The following is an 18,129-nucleotide window of genomic DNA, read 5'->3' as shown; positions in this document are numbered from 1 at the left end:
CATGAGCGAATTCAAACGCATCCCCCCAGAACAAGCCCAGGCACTGCGCGAACAAGGCGCGGTCGTGGTGGATATTCGCGATCCGCAAACCTATGCCTTGAACCACATCAGTGGCGCCCTGCATCTGGACAACCATTCCATTTCAGACTTTATCCGCGCCGCCGATCTCGATGCCCCGCTGGTCGTGGTCTGCTACCACGGCAACTCCAGCCAGAGTGCTGCGGCGTACCTGGTCAGCCAGGGCTTCTCCGAGGTCTACAGCCTCGACGGCGGCTTTGAACTGTGGCGCACCACTTACCCGACGGAAATCGCCCAAGGCACTGCCGAATAATTTTTTTCTGCACCTCTAGCCCGCGTCTTACGCGGGCTGAAGCGGACGCTGACGAACGGTCAGCCGCAACTAATTCCCCATCTCGCCTTGACCTCTCCGATTCCGAACTATCCTTAGCCACAGGCCATCCAAATCAGGGGAGAGCCGGTACACCGGCGAGCGGGTCATCGGTACTAGCTTTCAAGGTCGATAGCTTTGAAGGTGTTCTGGGGGGTAAACCACAACTGGACGCTCAGTTGCGGGCCAGCACTTGACTGACTGATCCGACGTCGGCTCCACGTATCGAGCGAGGTGACGTCATGAGTATTTTTAGCCACTTCCAACAACGCTTCGAATCCACACGCCAGGAAGAGCTGTCGCTGCAGGAATACCTGGAGCTCTGCAAAAAGGATCGCAGTGCTTACGTATCCGCCGCAGAACGCCTGCTACTGGCCATCGGCGAACCCGAGCTGCTCGACACCTCGACCAATTCGAGGCTGTCACGCATCTTCTCCAACAAGGTGATCCGCCGCTATCCGGCCTTTGAGGACTTCCATGGAATGGAAGAATGCATCGACCAGATCGTCTCCTACTTCCGCCACGCCGCTCAGGGCCTGGAAGAGAAGAAACAAATCCTCTATCTGCTGGGCCCCGTAGGCGGCGGCAAGTCGTCCCTGGCCGAGAAGCTTAAACAACTGATCGAAAAGGTGCCGTTCTACGCCATCAAGGGCTCTCCGGTCTTCGAGTCGCCTCTTGGGCTGTTCAACGCCACAGAAGATGGCGCAATCCTCGAAGAGGACTTCGGCATCCCCCGGCGCTATCTGAACACCATCATGTCGCCGTGGGCCACCAAGCGCCTGGCCGAGTTCGGCGGTGATATCAGCCAGTTCCGCGTGGTCAAGCTCTACCCATCGATCCTCAACCAGATTGCCGTGGCCAAGACCGAACCCGGGGATGAAAACAACCAGGACATCTCTGCCCTGGTGGGTAAGGTCGATATCCGCAAACTGGAGGAATTCCCACAGAACGACGCCGACGCCTACAGCTACTCGGGGGCGCTGTGCCGGGCCAACCAGGGCCTGATGGAATTCGTCGAAATGTTCAAGGCACCGATCAAGGTGCTGCACCCACTGCTGACCGCCACCCAGGAAGGCAACTACAACAGCACCGAGGGCTTGGGGGCGATTCCGTTCACCGGGATCCTGCTGGCCCACTCCAACGAATCCGAGTGGCACACCTTCCGCAACAACAAGAACAACGAAGCCTTCATCGACCGGATCTACATCGTCAAGGTGCCGTACTGCCTGCGGGTCAGTGACGAGGTGAAGATCTACGACAAACTGTTGTTCAACAGCTCCCTGGCCAAGGCTCACTGCGCGCCCGACACCCTGAAGATGCTGGCTCAGTTCACCGTGCTGTCGCGCCTCAAAGAACCGGAAAACTCGAATATCTACTCGAAAATGCGGGTCTACGACGGCGAAAACCTCAAAGACACCGACCCCAAGGCCAAGTCGATCCAGGAGTACCGCGACAGTGCCGGCGTCGATGAGGGCATGAACGGCCTCTCGACCCGCTTCGCGTTCAAGATCCTGTCGAAAGTCTTCAACTTCGACCCCCATGAAGTGGCAGCCAACCCGGTGCACCTGCTCTATGTGCTGGAACAGCAGATTGAACAGGAGCAGTTCCAGGCGGAAACCCGCGAGCGCTACCTGCGCTTCCTCAAGGAATACCTAGCGCCGCGCTACATCGAGTTCATCGGCAAGGAAATCCAGACCGCTTACCTTGAGTCCTACAGCGAGTACGGGCAGAACATTTTTGACCGTTACGTGCTGTACGCGGACTTCTGGATCCAGGATCAGGAATACCGCGATCCGGAAACCGGCGAAATCCTCAACCGCGTAGCGCTCAACGAAGAACTGGAGAAAATCGAAAAACCGGCGGGCATCAGCAACCCGAAAGATTTCCGCAACGAGATCGTCAATTTCGTCCTGCGCGCCCGGGCCAACAACAACGGCAAGAACCCAACCTGGCTCAGCTACGAAAAACTGCGGGTGGTCATCGAGAAGAAAATGTTCTCCAACACCGAGGACCTGCTGCCGGTTATCAGCTTCAACGCCAAGGCCAGCAAGGAGGATCAGCAAAAACACAACGACTTCGTCACACGCATGGTCGAACGCGGCTACACCGACAAACAGGTACGGCTTCTTTCCGAATGGTACCTACGGGTCCGGAAATCGCAGTGAAGCAGCGGCAAGCTTCTAGCGACAAGCTGCAAGAAAAAAGCCACTGAGCCCGCCGTCAACGGGCTCTTACTTGCAGCTTGTGGCTTACGACTTGAAGCTCCCCGGAGGGGCCCATGAGCTACGTGATCGACCGACGCCTGAACGGCAAGAACAAGAGCACGGTGAACCGCCAGCGGTTTCTCCGGCGTTACCGTGACCACATCAAAAAGGCGGTGGAAGAAGCCGTCAGCCGCCGCTCCATCACCGACATGGAGCACGGCGAACAGATCAGCATTCCCGGCCGGGATATCGATGAACCCGTGCTGCATCATGGCCGCGGTGGCAAACAGACCGTCGTGCACCCGGGCAACAAGGAATTTACCGCCGGCGAACACATCGCCCGGCCTCAGGGTGGAGGCGGCGGCGGGGGCCGCGGCAAGGCCGGTAACTCCGGCGAGGGCATGGATGAGTTCGTGTTCCAGATCACCCAGGAAGAGTTCCTGGAGTTCATGTTCGAGGACTTGGAGCTGCCCAACCTGGTCAAACGCAACCTGACCGGCACCGACACCTTCAAGACCGTGCGCGCGGGCATCAGCAACGAAGGCAACCCGTCACGTATCAACATCATTCGCACCCTGCGCTCGGCCCATGCCCGGCGTATCGCCCTGTCAGGCAGCAGCCGGGCCAAATTGCGCGAGGCCAAGGAGGAACTGGCGCGGCTGAAACGGGAAGAGCCGGACAACTTCGGCGATATCCAGGAACTGGAAACCGAAATCGAGCGTTTGAGTGCGCGGATTCACCGGGTGCCCTTCCTCGACACTTTCGACCTCAAGTACAACCTGCTGATCAAGCAGCCCAACCCCAGCTCCAAGGCGGTGATGTTTTGCCTGATGGACGTTTCCGGCTCCATGACCCAGGCCACCAAGGACATTGCCAAGCGCTTCTTCATCCTTTTGTACCTGTTCCTCAAGCGCAACTACGACAAGATCGATGTGGTCTTTATCCGCCACCACACCAGCGCCCGCGAAGTGGATGAGGAAGAGTTCTTCTACTCCCGGGAAACCGGCGGCACCATCGTCTCCAGCGCCCTGAAGCTGATGCAGGAGATCATGGCCGAGCGCTACCCGAGCAATGAATGGAACATCTATGCCGCCCAGGCCTCCGACGGCGACAACTGGAACGACGACTCACCGATCTGCCGCGACATCCTGATCAATCAGATCATGCCGTTCGTGCAGTACTACACCTACGTGGAAATCACCCCCCGCGAACACCAGGCGCTGTGGTTCGAATACGAGCGCATCGCTGACGCCTTCTCCGACACCTTCGCACAACAGCAACTGGTCTCGGCCGGAGATATCTATCCGGTCTTCCGTGAACTCTTCCAGCGCAGGTTAGTGACATGACCGCCAGAGAGCAGAAACGCCAACCTATCTCCACCGGCTCGGAATGGACGTTCGAGCTGATCCAGGCCTACGACCGCGAAATCAGCCGTATCGCGGCCCGCTATGCCCTGGACACCTACCCCAACCAGATCGAAGTGATCACCGCCGAGCAGATGATGGATGCGTACGCCTCGGTGGGCATGCCATTGGGTTATCACCATTGGTCCTACGGCAAACATTTCCTCAGCACTGAAAAGTCCTACAGCCGCGGCCAGATGGGCCTGGCCTATGAAATCGTCATCAACTCCGACCCCTGCATCGCCTACCTGATGGAAGAGAACACCATCTGCATGCAGGCCTTGGTGGTGGCCCACGCCTGCTACGGCCATAACAGCTTCTTCAAGGGCAACTACCTGTTCCGTACCTGGACCGACGCCAGTTCAATCATCGATTACCTGGTGTTCGCCAAGCAGTACATCATGCAGTGCGAAGAGCGCCACGGCATCGATGCGGTGGAAGACCTCCTGGATTCCTGCCACGCCCTGATGAACTACGGCGTGGACCGCTACAAGCGTCCCTACCCGATCTCCGCCGAAGAGGAACGGCGCCGGCAGAAAGACCGTGAAGAGCACCTGCAGAAACAGATCAATGACCTGTGGCGCACCATCCCCAAAGGGGCGGACAAATACAGCGACAAGGACAATGCGCGCTTCCCCGCCGAACCTCAGGAAAACATCCTCTATTTCATCGAAAAACACGCGCCGTTGCTGGAACCCTGGCAGCGGGAAATCGTGCGCATCGTGCGCAAGATCGCCCAGTATTTCTACCCGCAACGCCAGACCCAGGTGATGAACGAAGGCTGGGCGACCTTCTGGCATTACACGCTGATGAACGACCTGTACGACGAAGGCCTGGTCACCGACGGCTTCATGATGGAGTTCCTCACATCCCACACCAGCGTGGTGTTCCAGCCAGGCTTCGACAGCCCTTACTACAGCGGTATCAACCCCTACGCCTTGGGCTTTGCCATGTACCGGGATATTCGCCGTATGTGCGAAAACCCCACGGATGAAGACCGCCACTGGTTCCCGGACCTGGCCGGGACCGACTGGTTGTCGAGCATCAAGTTCGCCATGAGCAGTTTCAAGGACGAGAGCTTCATCCTGCAGTACCTCTCGCCCAAGGTGATCCGCGACCTCAAGCTGTTCAGCATCATGGATGACGACCAGAAAGACGACTTGCTGGTGCCCGCCATTCACGATGAGGGCGGTTATCGGATCATTCGCGAAACCCTGGCCGCGCAGTACAACCTGGGCAACCGCGAACCCAACGTGCAGATATGGAGCATCGACCGCCGTGGCGACCGCTCGCTGACCCTGCGCCACCAACAACACGACCGCAAACCCCTCGGTGACTCCACCGACGAAGTGCTCAAGCACCTGCACCGGTTGTGGGGCTTCGATATTCACCTGGAAACCCTGCAAGGCGACCAAGTGACCAAAACCCATCACGTACCGCCCCGCAGCGATCACAACGAAGGCGATTACGGCCGTCTGGACCTGGCTGTCATCCACCTTTGAAGCCGTGATCAAACCTCCGCTAGCGCGGCACAAGGGTTATTCTGTCGCGCTAACGGAGGTTTTTTATGCAGATTTACAAGGTCGGCGGCGCAGTGCGCGATCGCCTGCTGGGCGAGCCGGTCACTGATATCGACTGGGTCGTGGTGGGCGCTACCAGCGAAGAGATGCTCGCCCAGGGCTTTCGTCCCGTGGGTGCTGATTTCCCGGTATTCCTTCACCCCAAGAGCGGCGAGGAATATGCCCTGGCCCGCACCGAGCGCAAGAGCGGGCGCGGCTACGGCGGATTCACCTTTCACGCCAGCCCCGAGGTCACCCTTGAAGAGGACCTGATCCGCCGCGACCTGACGATCAACGCCATGGCGGAAGATGACCAGGGCAACCTGACCGATCCTTATCACGGTCAAAAGGACCTGAAAGACCGTATCCTGCGCCATGTTTCCCCGGCATTCGCCGAAGATCCCCTGCGAGTCCTGCGGGTCGCCCGTTTTGCCGCTCGCTACGCCGGGCTTGGTTTTTCAGTGGCCCAAGAAACCCTGGAACTGATGCGCCAGCTCAGTGAGTCTGGCGAGTTGGAGGCCCTGACGCCCGAGCGCAGCTGGAAAGAAATCTCCCGTGCTCTCATGGAGAAGCAGCCACAGGTGTTTATCCAGGTGCTGCGTGATTGCGCCGCACTCAAGGTCCTGATGCCGGAAGTAGATGCCCTGTTCGGCGTGCCCCAACCGCCGATCCACCACCCGGAGATCGACTGTGGCGTACACACCCTCAGCGTTGTGCAACAAGCAGCCCTGCACCAACAGCCGCTCACCGTGCGCTGGGCTTGCCTGCTCCACGACCTGGGCAAGGGCCTGACCCCAGAAGACCAATGGCCTCGGCACCTTGAGCATGAACACACAGGGCTGAAACTGATCGAAGCGGTGAACCAGCGCTTCAAGGTCCCTCGGGATTGCCAGGAGCTGGCGTTGCTGGTGGGCGAGTACCACACCCACAGCCATCGTGCTTTTGAGCTGAGGGCATCGACCCTGCTGGCACTGCTGCAAAGCTTCGACGTGTATCGCCGCCCGCAACGTTTCGACGAGTTCATCGCCGCGTGTGAAATGGATGCACGGGGGCGTCTGGGCCTGGAGTCGCGCCCCTACCCTCAAGCCGACTACCTCAGGGGCGCAGCCAGCGCCGCACGCGCCGTGGCGGTTCAGCCATTGCTGGAACAGGGATTCAAAGGGCCGGCATTGGGGGAGGCGCTGAAGCGCGAGCGCTTGAACGCGCTAAAGACCTACAAGGAACAGCACACACCTTGAGCAACCCGCGAGCAGGCGGGCTCCCGAGCTTGCTCGCGAAAGGCCGTCAGAGACCGGGTGGCGTCAATTGCTGGCCACGCCACTCGAACGCTACCGGCGCCAGTACCTGATCGATCTGGGCGTCGCGCCAAAGCGCATCAAGGCGCTTACCGGCCAGCGGATGCACGCGCTCAGGCGCCATTAACGACAAAGGCCAGAGCACAAAGGCATTCTTGAGAATTTCGGCCCTGGGCAGGATCAACCCGTCAAAGTTGCCAACCAGATCGCCATACAGAAGCACGTCGATATCCAGCGGCAAGCCTTTGCGTTCAGGCGCATAACGCCCGTTGTCCGCCTCGATGAACTTCAAGCGGCGATCCAGCTCCATCAACGGCAAGTCGGTCTGCGCTGAGACCACCAGATTGAAGAACGGGCCGCTCTTGATCCCCACCGGCTGGCTCTCGAACACCGCCGAGCAACGCAAATCCAGCAAAAAATCCGCCAGGGCATCGAGCCCCGCCCGCAGATGGGTTTCGCGCTCGATATTGCTACCGAGCCCCAGAAAAACCTGAGTTAGCGACATCCGCGCTCGATCTCCACGCCAACGCCGCGGGCGGCCGGCACGGCGCCAGGCTTGGTCAGCTTCAAATGCAACCAGGGGATCTGGAATTCGCTCATCAACACTTCAGCGAGACGCTCGGCAAAGGTTTCCACCAACTGAAATTTCGCCTGCTCGGCAAAGGCCTGGATGCGCGAAGACACGCTGGCGTAGTCGAGGGCCAGGGTCAGATCATCGCCCGCCGCCGCTGGGCGATTGTCCCAGGCAAAGCTCAGATCCAGGCGCAGGCACTGGGTAATCCCGCGTTCCCAGTCGTAGGCACCGATCACCGTGTCGACTTCCAGGCCTTCGATAAACACTCTGTCCAAGCACTCTTCTCCGCAGCACGACAAGGGCGCAATGCGCCGTTAGAATCAGGGCGTCCTCGCCCGGAATAGTTAGCATGTTTTGGTTACTGGCGATCCTCGCCTACCTGCTCGGCTCTCTGTCCTTCGCCATTTTGCTCAGCCGCCTGACCGGTCATCCGGATCCGCGAATGAGTGGCTCCGGTAATGCCGGCGCCACCAACATGCTGCGCCTGGCCGGCAAGAAGCTCGCCGTACTGACCTTGCTCGGCGATCTGTGCAAGGGATTGCTCCCTGTCCTGATCGCCAGCCTGGCCGGGCTTTCCCTGCAACAACAGGCCTGGATCGGCCTGTGCGCCGTACTCGGCCACCTGTTCCCGGTGTACTTTCGCTTTCGCGGCGGCAAAGGTGTCGCCACCGCTGCCGGCATGCTGCTGGGGCTTTACCCGCCAGCCGCGCTGCTGGCCATTGCCGCCTGGCTGCTGACCTTCTACCTCACCCGCACCAGCTCCCTGGCTGCGCTGATCGCCACGCCCCTGACCTTGCCGCTGTTGGCCTGGCAGGAGCCGGAAGCGCTATTGCCGATGAGCGTGCTTACACTGCTGATCGTCTGGCGCCACCGGGGCAATTTACGCGACCTGTTTGCCGGGCGCGAACGGCATTTTTGAATCTCGTTGATGAGCCGGTTTCACCTTTATCCGGCGGCAATCCGCTCACAGCGCTGACAATTGCTCCATCGGCCAACGCGCCTGCACGCTGATGGCCAGGCTTTCCTGCTGCCCGGCCAGCAAGCGCTGGCAACCGGCAAAGGCGATCATCGCGCCATTATCGGTACAGAACTCAGGACGAGCGTAGAACACCTGGCCCTTCATATCCCCGAGCATTTTCTCCAGGGACACGCGCAACGCCTTGTTGGCACTCACACCACCGGCAATGACCAGGCTTTTCAGCCCGGTCTGCTTCAAGGCGCGCTTGCACTTGACGGTCAAAGTGTCCACCACCGCCTGCTGGAACGCGAGGGCGATGTCGCAACGGGTTTGCTCGCTGTCGTCTCCAGCGCTGACGCACTGCTGCCAGGTGTTCAGGGCAGAGGTTTTCAAACCGCTGAAGCTGAACTCCAGGCCCGGACGATCGGTCATCGGCCGCGGGAATACGAAACGCCCCGCCACACCTTGCACGGCCAAGCGCGCGATCTCCGGGCCACCCGGATAATTTAGGCCCATCATCTTTGCAGTCTTGTCGAACGCTTCGCCGGCGGCATCATCCAGGGACTCGCCCAACAGCTCGTATTGGCCGATGCCATCGACCCGAACCAGTTGGGTATGACCACCCGACACCAACAAAGCGACGAACGGAAACTCAGGCGGTTGCGCCTCCAGCATCGGCGCCAGCAAGTGGCCCTCCATGTGGTGCACACCCAGGGCAGGAATGCCCCAGGCAAAGGCCAGCGCCTGGGCGCAAGAAGCGCCCACCAGCAAGGCACCGACCAGGCCCGGACCCGCCGTGTAGGCGATGGCGTCGATCTCGGTAGGCACGCAGTCGGCCTCGGCCAGAACCTGGCGGATCAACGGCAGCATGCGCTTGACGTGGTCACGTGAGGCCAGCTCCGGCACCACGCCGCCATAGGCACGGTGCAGGTCGATCTGGCTAAACAGCGCATCGGCCAGCAGGCCGCGTTCACTGTCGTAAAGCGCGACGCCGGTTTCGTCGCAGGAGGTTTCTAATCCCAGTACTAGCATGGGTTTGCGCCTTGTAGAGGCTGAATTCGAAGGCGCGCATAATAGTCGCCACTCCTGCCCCCGACCAGCGGTTTTCGATCAGAGGCTTTGCATTCCGAGCGTTGAGGGGTTAACATCCGCAACCCTTAAAAACCGACGACCTCAGCCGCGATTTTTGCGACGAGAACGTTGACCCCGGTAATGAATGAAGGTAGCTCTGGATGCCAGCCGTCAAAGTTAAAGAGAACGAACCCTTCGACGTAGCTCTGCGTCGTTTCAAGCGCTCCTGCGAAAAAGCCGGTGTTCTGGCTGAAGTTCGTAGCCGCGAATTTTACGAGAAGCCGACTTCTGAGCGTAAGCGCAAGGCAGCTGCTGCTGTTAAGCGTCACGCCAAGAAAGTTCAGCGCGAACAGCGCCGCGCCGTACGTCTGTACTAATACACAGACGTTCGCTGCAAGCTTCTGCCAAGCCCGGCCCTCAGCCGGGCTAATGGCATTTGCGGACAACGCTTGATGCTTCACTGTCAAAGCCGCACACGCGACCAAGACAACCTGCTTCACACGTCAGACCTGGCTACTGCCAGCGGTGCACGTCTCTTCTGACGAGCCTTCCAAGGCTACTGACGAGCACACCTTTTCTGATTTCCTACAGACGATCAGCCCAAGGCGCCACTCTTCGCGCGCCCGCTTATGAGCTATCCGAGGCCTGTCATTGGCCGCTGCCGGACTCAGGGCAACATCTTCAAATCGTCGATTACTGATTGGAACTAACGTCAGTGAACCTTCGACAGATAGACTTTCCGACAACGATCAAACCGGCAGCAATGGGTCGAGCCAGGCATTTTCTGTGCTTCGTATTCCCTGAATGTTCGCCGCCCTCGTTTAGGTCCAATTTCCGCGCAGTGATGATGAGAACGCCATGGCCGGGCTAATTCCCCAGAGCTTTATTGACGACCTCCTGAACCGCACCGACATCGTCGATGTCGTCAGCTCGCGCCTGCAAATCAAAAAAGCCGGCAAGAACTACACCGCCTGCTGCCCATTCCACAAAGAGAAAACCCCCTCCTTCAGCGTCAGCCCCGACAAGCAGTTCTACTACTGTTTCGGCTGCGGCGCCGGCGGCAACGCCCTGGGTTTTATCATGGACCACGACAACCTGGACTTCCCCCAGGCTGTCGAGGAGCTGGCCAAAGCCGCCGGCATGGAGATCCCTCGCGAAGAGAGCGGCCGCGCACAACGCAAACCGCGCCAGCCCACCGACTCGCCGCTGTACCCGCTGCTCACCGCCGCCGCCGACTTTTATCGCCAGGCCCTGAAAAGCCACCCGGCACGCAAAGCCGCAGTGGATTACCTCAAGGGCCGCGGCCTGACCGGCGAAATCGCCCGGGACTTCGGCCTCGGCTTTGCACCACCTGGCTGGGACAACTTGTTCAAACACCTGAGCAGCGACACCCTGCAGCAGAAAGCCATGATCGATGCCGGTCTACTGATCGAGAACGCCGAAACCGGCAAGCGCTATGACCGCTTCCGCGACCGCGTCATGTTCCCGATCCGCGACAGCCGTGGACGCATCATCGCCTTCGGCGGCCGGGTACTGGGGGACGACAAGCCCAAGTACCTGAACTCCCCGGAAACCCCAGTCTTCCATAAGGGCCAGGAACTCTACGGGCTGTTCGAAGCCCGCAAGAACAACCGCAACCTCGATGAAATCATCGTCGTCGAAGGCTACATGGACGTCATTGCCCTGGCCCAGCAAGGCCTGCGCAACGCCGTCGCGACCCTGGGCACGGCAACCAGCGAAGAACACCTCAAGCGCCTGTTCCGCATTGTGCCCAACGTGCTGTTCTGCTTTGACGGCGACCAGGCTGGACGCAAGGCGGCCTGGCGCGCCCTGGAAGCCGCGCTGCCGTGCCTGCAGGACGGACGTCGCGCACGCTTCCTGTTCCTCCCGGAAGGCGAAGACCCGGACACCTTGGTTCGCTCCGAAGGCACCGATGCTTTCCGCGCCCGGATCAATCAGCATGCCCAGCCCCTGGCGGACTACTTCTTCCAGCAACTGATCGATGAATCGGACCCGCGCTCCCTCGAAGGCAAGGCCCACATGGCCACCCTCGCGGCACCGCTGATCGAAAAAGTCCCGGGCGCCAACCTGCGCCTGCTGATGCGCCAGCGCCTCAGCGAGATCACCGGCCTCAACAATGAAGCCGTCAATCAGTTGGTGCAGAGTGCTCCCCAGGAACCGCCGCCCCTCTACGACGCCGGCATCGACTACGACGGGATACCCGACTACAGCGATTACCAGCAACCTCAGGAGGCCTACGCGCCGCAGCAGGAATGGACACCCAAGAAGGGTGGCGGCGGCAAGAAGTGGGACAACAAACCCTGGGACAAGAACGGCAAGGGCAAGCGTCGGGACGGTGATCGCGATCAACCTCGCGGCCCGCGAGTGCCTGCAGCGGTGGAGCCACCGACGCTGTCAGCCCTGCGAACACTGCTGCATCACCCGACGCTTGCAGAAAAAGTTGAAGATGCCGGGCATTTTGCCGATGACGACAACACCAACACGCAATTGCTGGTGGCCCTGATCGAAGCTGTACAGAAAAATCCTAAGCTACGCTCTATTCATCAACTGATGGCGCGCTGGCACGGCACCCCACAAGGGAATCTGCTGACAGCGCTGGCGGAAAAGGAGTGGCTGATTGAAGGCGATAACCTTGAACAACAGTTTTTCGACACCATTAAGAGCTTGTCCGCTCGTCAACGCGAGCGTGTTTTGGAACAACTTCTCAGGAAATCGCGTCAAAGCGAACTGAGTAGCGAAGAGAAAATCCAGCTACTCGAGCTTTTAAAACGCAATGTTCCCGCATCAAACCCGACCTCAACTGGCGCGTGAGGTCATAGCTCGGGTATAATCCTCGGCTTGTTTTTTGCCCGCCAAGACCTTCAGTGGATAGGGTGTTATGTCCGGAAAAGCGCAACAGCAGTCTCGCCTCAAAGAGTTGATCAGCCGTGGACGTGAGCAGGGTTACCTGACTTACGCGGAGGTCAACGACCACCTGCCGGAGGATATTTCAGATCCGGAACAGGTGGAAGACATCATCCGCATGATCAACGACATGGGGATCAACGTATTCGAGAGTGCTCCGGATGCGGATGCCCTTTTGTTGGCCGAAGCCGACACCGACGAAGCAGCAGCTGAAGAAGCCGCTGCAGCGTTGGCGGCCGTGGAAACCGACATTGGTCGCACTACCGACCCAGTGCGCATGTACATGCGCGAAATGGGTACGGTAGAGCTGCTCACACGTGAAGGCGAAATCGAAATCGCCAAGCGTATCGAAGAGGGCATCCGTGAAGTGATGGGCGCAATTGCGCACTTCCCTGGCACGGTTGATCACATCCTCTCCGAATACACTCGCGTCACCACCGAAGGTGGCCGCCTGTCCGACGTTCTGAGCGGTTATATCGACCCGGACGACGGCATTGCGCCACCTGCTGCGGAAGTACCTCCGCCTGTCGATACCAAGACCGCGAAAGCGGACGACGATAGCGACGACGAAGAAGCTGAAGCCAGTGACGACGAAGAAGAAGCCGAAAGCGGTCCCGATCCGGTCATCGCAGCACAGCGCTTTGGCGCCGTTGCCGACCAGATGGAAATCACCCGCAAGGCGCTGAAGAAGCACGGTCGCGCCAACAAGCAGGCTATTGCCGAGATGCTGGCCCTGGCTGAGCTGTTCATGCCAATCAAGCTGGTACCGAAGCAATTCGAAGGCCTGGTTGAACGCGTGCGCAGTGCCCTGGATCGCCTGCGTCAGCAAGAGCGCGCCATCATGCAGCTGTGTGTGCGTGACGCTCGTATGCCGCGTGCCGACTTCCTGCGCCAGTTCCCGGGCAATGAAGTCGACGAAAGCTGGACCGATGCACTGGCCAAAGGCAAAGCAAAATACGCCGAAGCCATTGCTCGTCTGCAGCCGGATATCGCTCGTTGCCAGCAAAAGCTGACCGCGCTCGAAACCGAGACCGGCCTGACGATTGCCGAGATCAAGGACATCAACCGTCGCATGTCGATCGGTGAGGCCAAGGCCCGCCGCGCGAAGAAAGAGATGGTTGAAGCGAACTTGCGTCTGGTGATCTCGATCGCCAAGAAGTACACCAACCGTGGCCTGCAATTCCTCGATCTGATCCAGGAAGGCAACATCGGTCTGATGAAAGCGGTAGACAAGTTCGAATACCGTCGCGGCTACAAATTCTCGACTTATGCCACCTGGTGGATCCGTCAAGCGATCACTCGCTCGATCGCCGACCAGGCCCGCACCATCCGTATTCCGGTGCACATGATCGAGACGATCAACAAGCTCAACCGTATTTCCCGGCAGATGTTGCAGGAAATGGGTCGCGAACCGACCCCGGAAGAGCTGGGCGAACGCATGGAAATGCCTGAGGACAAGATCCGCAAGGTATTGAAGATCGCTAAAGAGCCGATCTCCATGGAAACCCCGATCGGTGATGACGAAGACTCCCATCTGGGCGACTTCATCGAAGACTCGACTATGCAGTCGCCAATCGATGTAGCCACCGTTGAGAGCTTGAAAGAAGCGACTCGCGAAGTCCTCTCCGGCCTCACTGCACGTGAAGCCAAGGTCCTGCGCATGCGCTTCGGCATCGACATGAATACCGACCACACCCTTGAGGAAGTCGGTAAGCAGTTCGACGTGACCCGTGAACGGATCCGCCAGATCGAAGCCAAGGCGCTGCGCAAGCTGCGCCATCCGACGCGAAGCGAGCACCTGCGCTCCTTCCTCGACGAGTGATACCAAAACCCCCAGCCCTGCTGGGGGTTTTGCTTTGCGCAGATTGAAACGCGCGCCCTCCCCTCGGCAAATGCCCGTCTACACTCGAAACATTCCCCGTGCCATAACGAGATCGTTATGCCCAGACTGTCGGCCATGCTCCTGCTGTCGCTGCTCACCTGGACCGCAATAGCTGACGCGCTGACTCTCACCGATGAAGAACGTAGCTGGCTCGCGGCCCACCCTGAACTACGCCTGGGAGTTGATGCGTCTTGGCCGCCTTTTGAGTACCGCGACGAGGAAGGCCGCTACCAGGGCCTGGCCGCCGACTACGTTAACCTGATTGAGGATCGCCTCTCCATCAAGCTCAAACCGGTGGAGCCCGCCAGTTGGACAGAGGTGCTTGAGGATGCCAAAAAAGGCCAACTCGACCTCTTGCCCGGCATCATGTCGACCCCGGAACGGCAACGCTATCTCTCCTTCACCCGCCCCTACCTGGATTTTCCGATTGTCATCCTGGCCCATGAAGGCGGCGCGAAACCCCGCAACCTCAAGGAGCTTTACGGGCTCAAGATTGCCGTGGTCGAGAACTATGCGCCCCACGAACTGCTGCGCACCCATCACCCTGACTTGAACCTGGTGGCATTGCCCAACGTCAGTTCGGCGTTGCAGGCGCTGGCCACCGACGAAGTCGATGCGGTCGTCGGTGACCTCGCGTCCAGCGTCTGGAGCCTGCGACAGCTCAAGCTTGACGGGCTCTACGTCAGCGGCGAAACGCCTTATCGCTATCAACTGGCCATGGGCATTCCACGGGACAACAAGGTCCTGGTGGGCATCCTCGACAAGGTCATCGCCGACTTCACCCCCGAAGAAATCAGCGCCATCCAGGAGCACTGGGTGGGCAGCGTCCTCGATCAGCGCCCGTTCTGGTCGGACGTATTGATCTACGGCCTGCCCGGGCTTCTGCTGCTGGTCACCGTGCTGGCCGTGGTGATCCGCATCAATCGCCGCCTGAGCTCGGAAATCTCCCGGCGCGTGGCCCTGGAGCAGGAACTGCGCAGCAGCGAATACCACTATCGCGGCCTGGTGGAGAGCCTTTCCGCAATTGCCTGGGAAGCGCGCATCAGCGACTTCACCTACAGCTACGTTTCGCCCCACGCCGAAGCCCTGCTGGGGTATCCCCTGTCCCATTGGCTGGTGCCCGGCTTCTGGCGCAACATCATCCACCCCGCCGACCTGACCCGCGCCCAGGCATTCTGCGACCACGAGGTGCTGGCCGGGCGCGATCACAGCCTCGACTACCGGGTGATCACCGCCGACGGCCGCTGCCTGTGGGTGCGCGACATCGTCAGCCTGATCGAACACGGCCACGAGCCGATCATGCGCGGGCTGATGATTGATATCAGCGAGGCCAAGCGCACCGAGGAAGCCCTGCGCCTTTCGGAGCAAAAGTTCGCCTCGGTGTTCCAGCAATGCCCAGACATCCTGGTGATTGCCCGCCTGTCCGACGGCTGCCTGCTGGAGGTCAACAACGCGTTTGAAGAGCAGATCGGCCTGAGCGCCGAAGAGGTCATTGGCCAGACCGCCACCCGCCTGAATATCTGGGGGATCAACGGGGTGGGCCCGTCATTGCTGCAGCGCCTGCAGGGCGGCAGTATTCGCAATCTGGAGATGCCCTTTCGCCGGCACAACGGCCAATTGTTCACCGGCCTGATCTCCGCCGAGCCCTTCGACCTCGACACCACGCCGGCCATCGTGGTGGTGGTCCGCGACATCACCCAGCTCAAAGAGACCCAGCAACAGTTGCAGACCTCGGAAGAGAAGTTCGCCAAAGCCTTCCATGCCTCGCCAGACGGCCTGCTGCTGACCCGCCAGCGCGATGGCTTACTGATCGAAGCCAACGAAGGTTTCAGTCGTATCACCGGGTTCAACAACGCCATGTCCGTGGATCGCTCGACCCTGGACCTGGGTATCTGGGTCAACCTCAACGAACGCAAGCAGATGCTCGACCTGCTGCAGCGCGACGGTTTTGTCCGCGACTTCAGTTGCCACATCCGCCGCAGCGACGGGCAGATTCGCCTCTGTGAACTGTCCAGCCGCCCCCTGCCGATCGGCGACGAAGACTGCATGCTGACCATTGCCCGGGACATTACCGAGCGCCAACTGATGCAAGAAACCCTGCAACAGGCCGCCACGGTTTTTGAAAGCACGGCTGAAGGCGTACTGATCACCGACACCCGGCAACACATCAGCGCGGTAAACCGAGCCTTCAGCGAGATCACCGGCTACAGCGAGAACGAAGCCCTGGGCCATACCCCGCGCCTGCTCGCGTCCGGCCTGCATGACAGCGCGTTCTACGCAGCCATGTGGCACCAGTTGACCCTTGAGGGCCATTGGCAGGGCGAGATTTCCAATAGACGCAAGAATGGCGAGATCTACCCCAGCTGGCTGACCATCAACGCCGTGCGCAACAAAGACCGCTTCATCACCCACTTCGTCGCGGTGTTCGCCGACATCTCCAGCCTCAAACACGCCCAGGCGCGGCTCGACTACCAGGCCCACCACGACCCGTTGACCGGCCTGCCCAATCGCACCCTGTTCGAAAGCCGACTGCTGACGGCCCTCAACAACCAGCAGGAAAACGGCGGGCAAGGCGCCGTGCTGTTTCTCGACCTCGACCGTTTCAAACACATCAATGACAGCCTCGGCCACCCGGTGGGCGATCTGCTGCTCAAGGGCATTGCCGTGCGCCTGAAAGAGCAGTTGCGCGACATCGACACCGTGGCCCGCCTGGGCGGCGACGAGTTCATCATCCTCCTCCCCGGCCTGCAGCAAGCCAGCGATGCCGACCATATCGCCACCAAGCTGTTGAACTGCTTCAACGCGCCCTTCCAGGCCGGCGAGCATGAGTTTTTCATCAGCGCCAGCATCGGCTCCAGCCTGTACCCCAAGGACGGCTGCGACGTCGCCACCCTGGTCAAGAACGCCGATGCCGCCATGTATCGCTCCAAGGCCAAGGGCCGCAACCGCGTGGAGCGCTATACCCGCGACCTCACTGCCCAGGCCAGCGAACGAGTGGCCCTGGAACACGAACTGCGCCGCGCCATCGAGCGCAACGAATTGTCCCTGTACTACCAACCCAAGATCAGCCTGAGCAACCAACAGCTGGTTGGGGCCGAAGCGCTGATTCGCTGGCGTCATCCGACCTTCGGGGTGGTTCCCCCCGAACACTTCATTCCCCTGGCCGAAGAGAACGGCATGATCCTACTGATCGGCGACTGGGTGCTGGAGCAGGCCTGCCGCCAGGTCAGCGCCTGGAACCTCAGCCATGAGAGTTTTGGCTCGCTCTCGGTCAACCTGGCCGGCGCCCAACTGCGCCAGCCCAACCTGCTGGGGCGCATCGAGCAACTGCTCAAGGACCACCACCTCAAGCCGGGTGTGCTGCAACTGGAAATCACCGAGAACTTCATCATGAGCCAGGCCGAGGAAGCCCTGGAGGTGCTGCACCAGCTCAAACACCTGGGGGTGCAACTGGCCATCGATGACTTCGGCACCGGCTACTCGTCCCTGAGCTACCTGAAGCGCCTGCCCCTGGACTTCCTGAAAATCGATCAGTCCTTTGTCCGTGGCCTGCCGGACGACCCCCACGACGCAGCGATCGTCCGCGCCATCATCGCCCTGGGCCGCAGCATGCAATTCACGGTGATCGCCGAAGGCGTGGAAAGCCTGGAACAACAAGCCTTCCTGGCCCAGGAAGGCTGCGAACAGATCCAGGGCTACATCGTCAGCCTGCCCCTGTGCGCCGACGAGTTCTGCGCCACCTTCCTGCGCCCCCGGGTTTCCAACTTTTCGGATAGCACAGCCGAGAAACCATCGCTATAATCCGCCGCCTACTGAGGGCCTATAGCTCAGTTGGTTAGAGCAGAGGACTCATAATCCTTTGGTCCACGG

13 protein-coding genes are annotated in these 18,129 nt (G+C 60.1%); 10 read left to right on the top strand and 3 right to left on the bottom strand.

What is annotated here, in order from left to right; translation table 11 throughout:
* Position 1 precedes the first annotated feature (1 nt).
* The 5 genes from glpE to M1B35_RS26515 all read left to right on the top strand — a co-directional run bounded on the left by glpE (position 2) and on the right by M1B35_RS26515 (position 6,792).
* Complete coding sequence (glpE, locus tag M1B35_RS26535; RefSeq protein WP_268263541.1) at positions 2–331, top strand: thiosulfate sulfurtransferase GlpE; 330 nt, start codon at positions 2–4, stop codon at positions 329–331.
* A gap of 299 nt (positions 332–630) precedes the next feature.
* The gene (locus M1B35_RS26530) at positions 631–2,553 is read left to right on the top strand and encodes a PrkA family serine protein kinase (RefSeq protein WP_123327469.1); all 1,923 of its coding nucleotides are present in this window, start codon (positions 631–633) and stop codon (positions 2,551–2,553) included.
* Positions 2,554–2,666: 113 nt separating this feature from the next.
* Positions 2,667–3,938, top strand: coding sequence for a YeaH/YhbH family protein (locus M1B35_RS26525; protein ID WP_123327470.1), 1,272 nt, complete (start codon positions 2,667–2,669; stop codon positions 3,936–3,938).
* Positions 3,935–5,497: a SpoVR family protein gene (locus M1B35_RS26520; protein ID WP_123327471.1), complete on the top strand. Its 1,563-nt coding sequence runs from the start codon at positions 3,935–3,937 to the stop codon at positions 5,495–5,497. The genes M1B35_RS26525 and M1B35_RS26520 overlap by 4 nt, the downstream gene beginning before the upstream one ends.
* 65 nt (positions 5,498–5,562) lie before the next feature.
* On the top strand, positions 5,563–6,792 hold the full coding sequence (locus M1B35_RS26515) for a multifunctional CCA addition/repair protein (protein WP_268263540.1): 1,230 nt from the start codon (positions 5,563–5,565) through the stop codon (positions 6,790–6,792).
* A gap of 46 nt (positions 6,793–6,838) precedes the next feature.
* Here M1B35_RS26515 and folK read toward each other — a convergent pair whose 3' ends face one another.
* On the bottom strand, positions 6,839–7,354 hold the full coding sequence (gene folK, locus M1B35_RS26510; RefSeq protein ID WP_123327473.1) for a 2-amino-4-hydroxy-6-hydroxymethyldihydropteridine diphosphokinase: 516 nt from the start codon (positions 7,352–7,354) through the stop codon (positions 6,839–6,841).
* On the bottom strand, positions 7,345–7,698 hold the full coding sequence (gene folB, locus M1B35_RS26505) for a dihydroneopterin aldolase (RefSeq protein WP_268263539.1): 354 nt from the start codon (positions 7,696–7,698) through the stop codon (positions 7,345–7,347). The genes folK and folB overlap by 10 nt, the downstream gene beginning before the upstream one ends.
* Positions 7,699–7,772: 74 nt before the next feature.
* On the opposite strand from folB, the gene plsY reads away from it, so the two are divergent.
* Positions 7,773–8,342: a glycerol-3-phosphate 1-O-acyltransferase PlsY gene (plsY, locus tag M1B35_RS26500; protein WP_123327475.1), complete on the top strand. Its 570-nt coding sequence runs from the start codon at positions 7,773–7,775 to the stop codon at positions 8,340–8,342.
* 45 nt (positions 8,343–8,387) lie between these two features.
* On the opposite strand, the gene tsaD is transcribed toward plsY, so the two are convergent.
* Positions 8,388–9,413 (bottom strand): tRNA (adenosine(37)-N6)-threonylcarbamoyltransferase complex transferase subunit TsaD, encoded by a 1,026-nt coding sequence (gene tsaD, locus M1B35_RS26495; protein WP_123327476.1) that lies wholly within the window; start codon positions 9,411–9,413, stop codon positions 8,388–8,390.
* 200 nt (positions 9,414–9,613) lie between these two features.
* On the opposite strand from tsaD, the gene rpsU reads away from it, so the two are divergent.
* The 4 genes from rpsU (at position 9,614) to M1B35_RS26475 (ending at position 18,060) form a co-directional block, all read left to right on the top strand.
* Positions 9,614–9,829, top strand: a complete 216-nt coding sequence (rpsU, locus tag M1B35_RS26490; protein WP_002551877.1) for a 30S ribosomal protein S21 — start codon at positions 9,614–9,616, stop codon at positions 9,827–9,829.
* A 481-nt stretch (positions 9,830–10,310) separates the two neighbouring features.
* Positions 10,311–12,284 carry a DNA primase gene (gene dnaG, locus M1B35_RS26485; RefSeq protein WP_123327477.1) on the top strand — a complete coding sequence of 658 codons (1,974 nt, stop codon included), beginning with the start codon at positions 10,311–10,313 and terminating at the stop codon, positions 12,282–12,284.
* Between the two features lie 67 nt (positions 12,285–12,351).
* Complete coding sequence (gene rpoD, locus M1B35_RS26480; protein WP_123327478.1) at positions 12,352–14,199, top strand: RNA polymerase sigma factor RpoD; 1,848 nt, start codon at positions 12,352–12,354, stop codon at positions 14,197–14,199.
* A gap of 117 nt (positions 14,200–14,316) precedes the next feature.
* A complete protein-coding gene (locus M1B35_RS26475; protein ID WP_268263538.1) occupies positions 14,317–18,060 on the top strand; it encodes a bifunctional diguanylate cyclase/phosphodiesterase in 3,744 nt (1,247 codons plus the stop codon).
* Positions 18,061–18,129 lie beyond the last annotated feature (69 nt).

This window comes from Pseudomonas morbosilactucae, assembly GCF_023241665.1.
In the GTDB taxonomy this organism is placed as follows: domain Bacteria; phylum Pseudomonadota; class Gammaproteobacteria; order Pseudomonadales; family Pseudomonadaceae; genus Aquipseudomonas; species Aquipseudomonas morbosilactucae.
The sequence above is the reverse complement of the archived record's forward strand: the minus strand, read 5'-3'. Positions and strand labels throughout refer to the sequence as shown.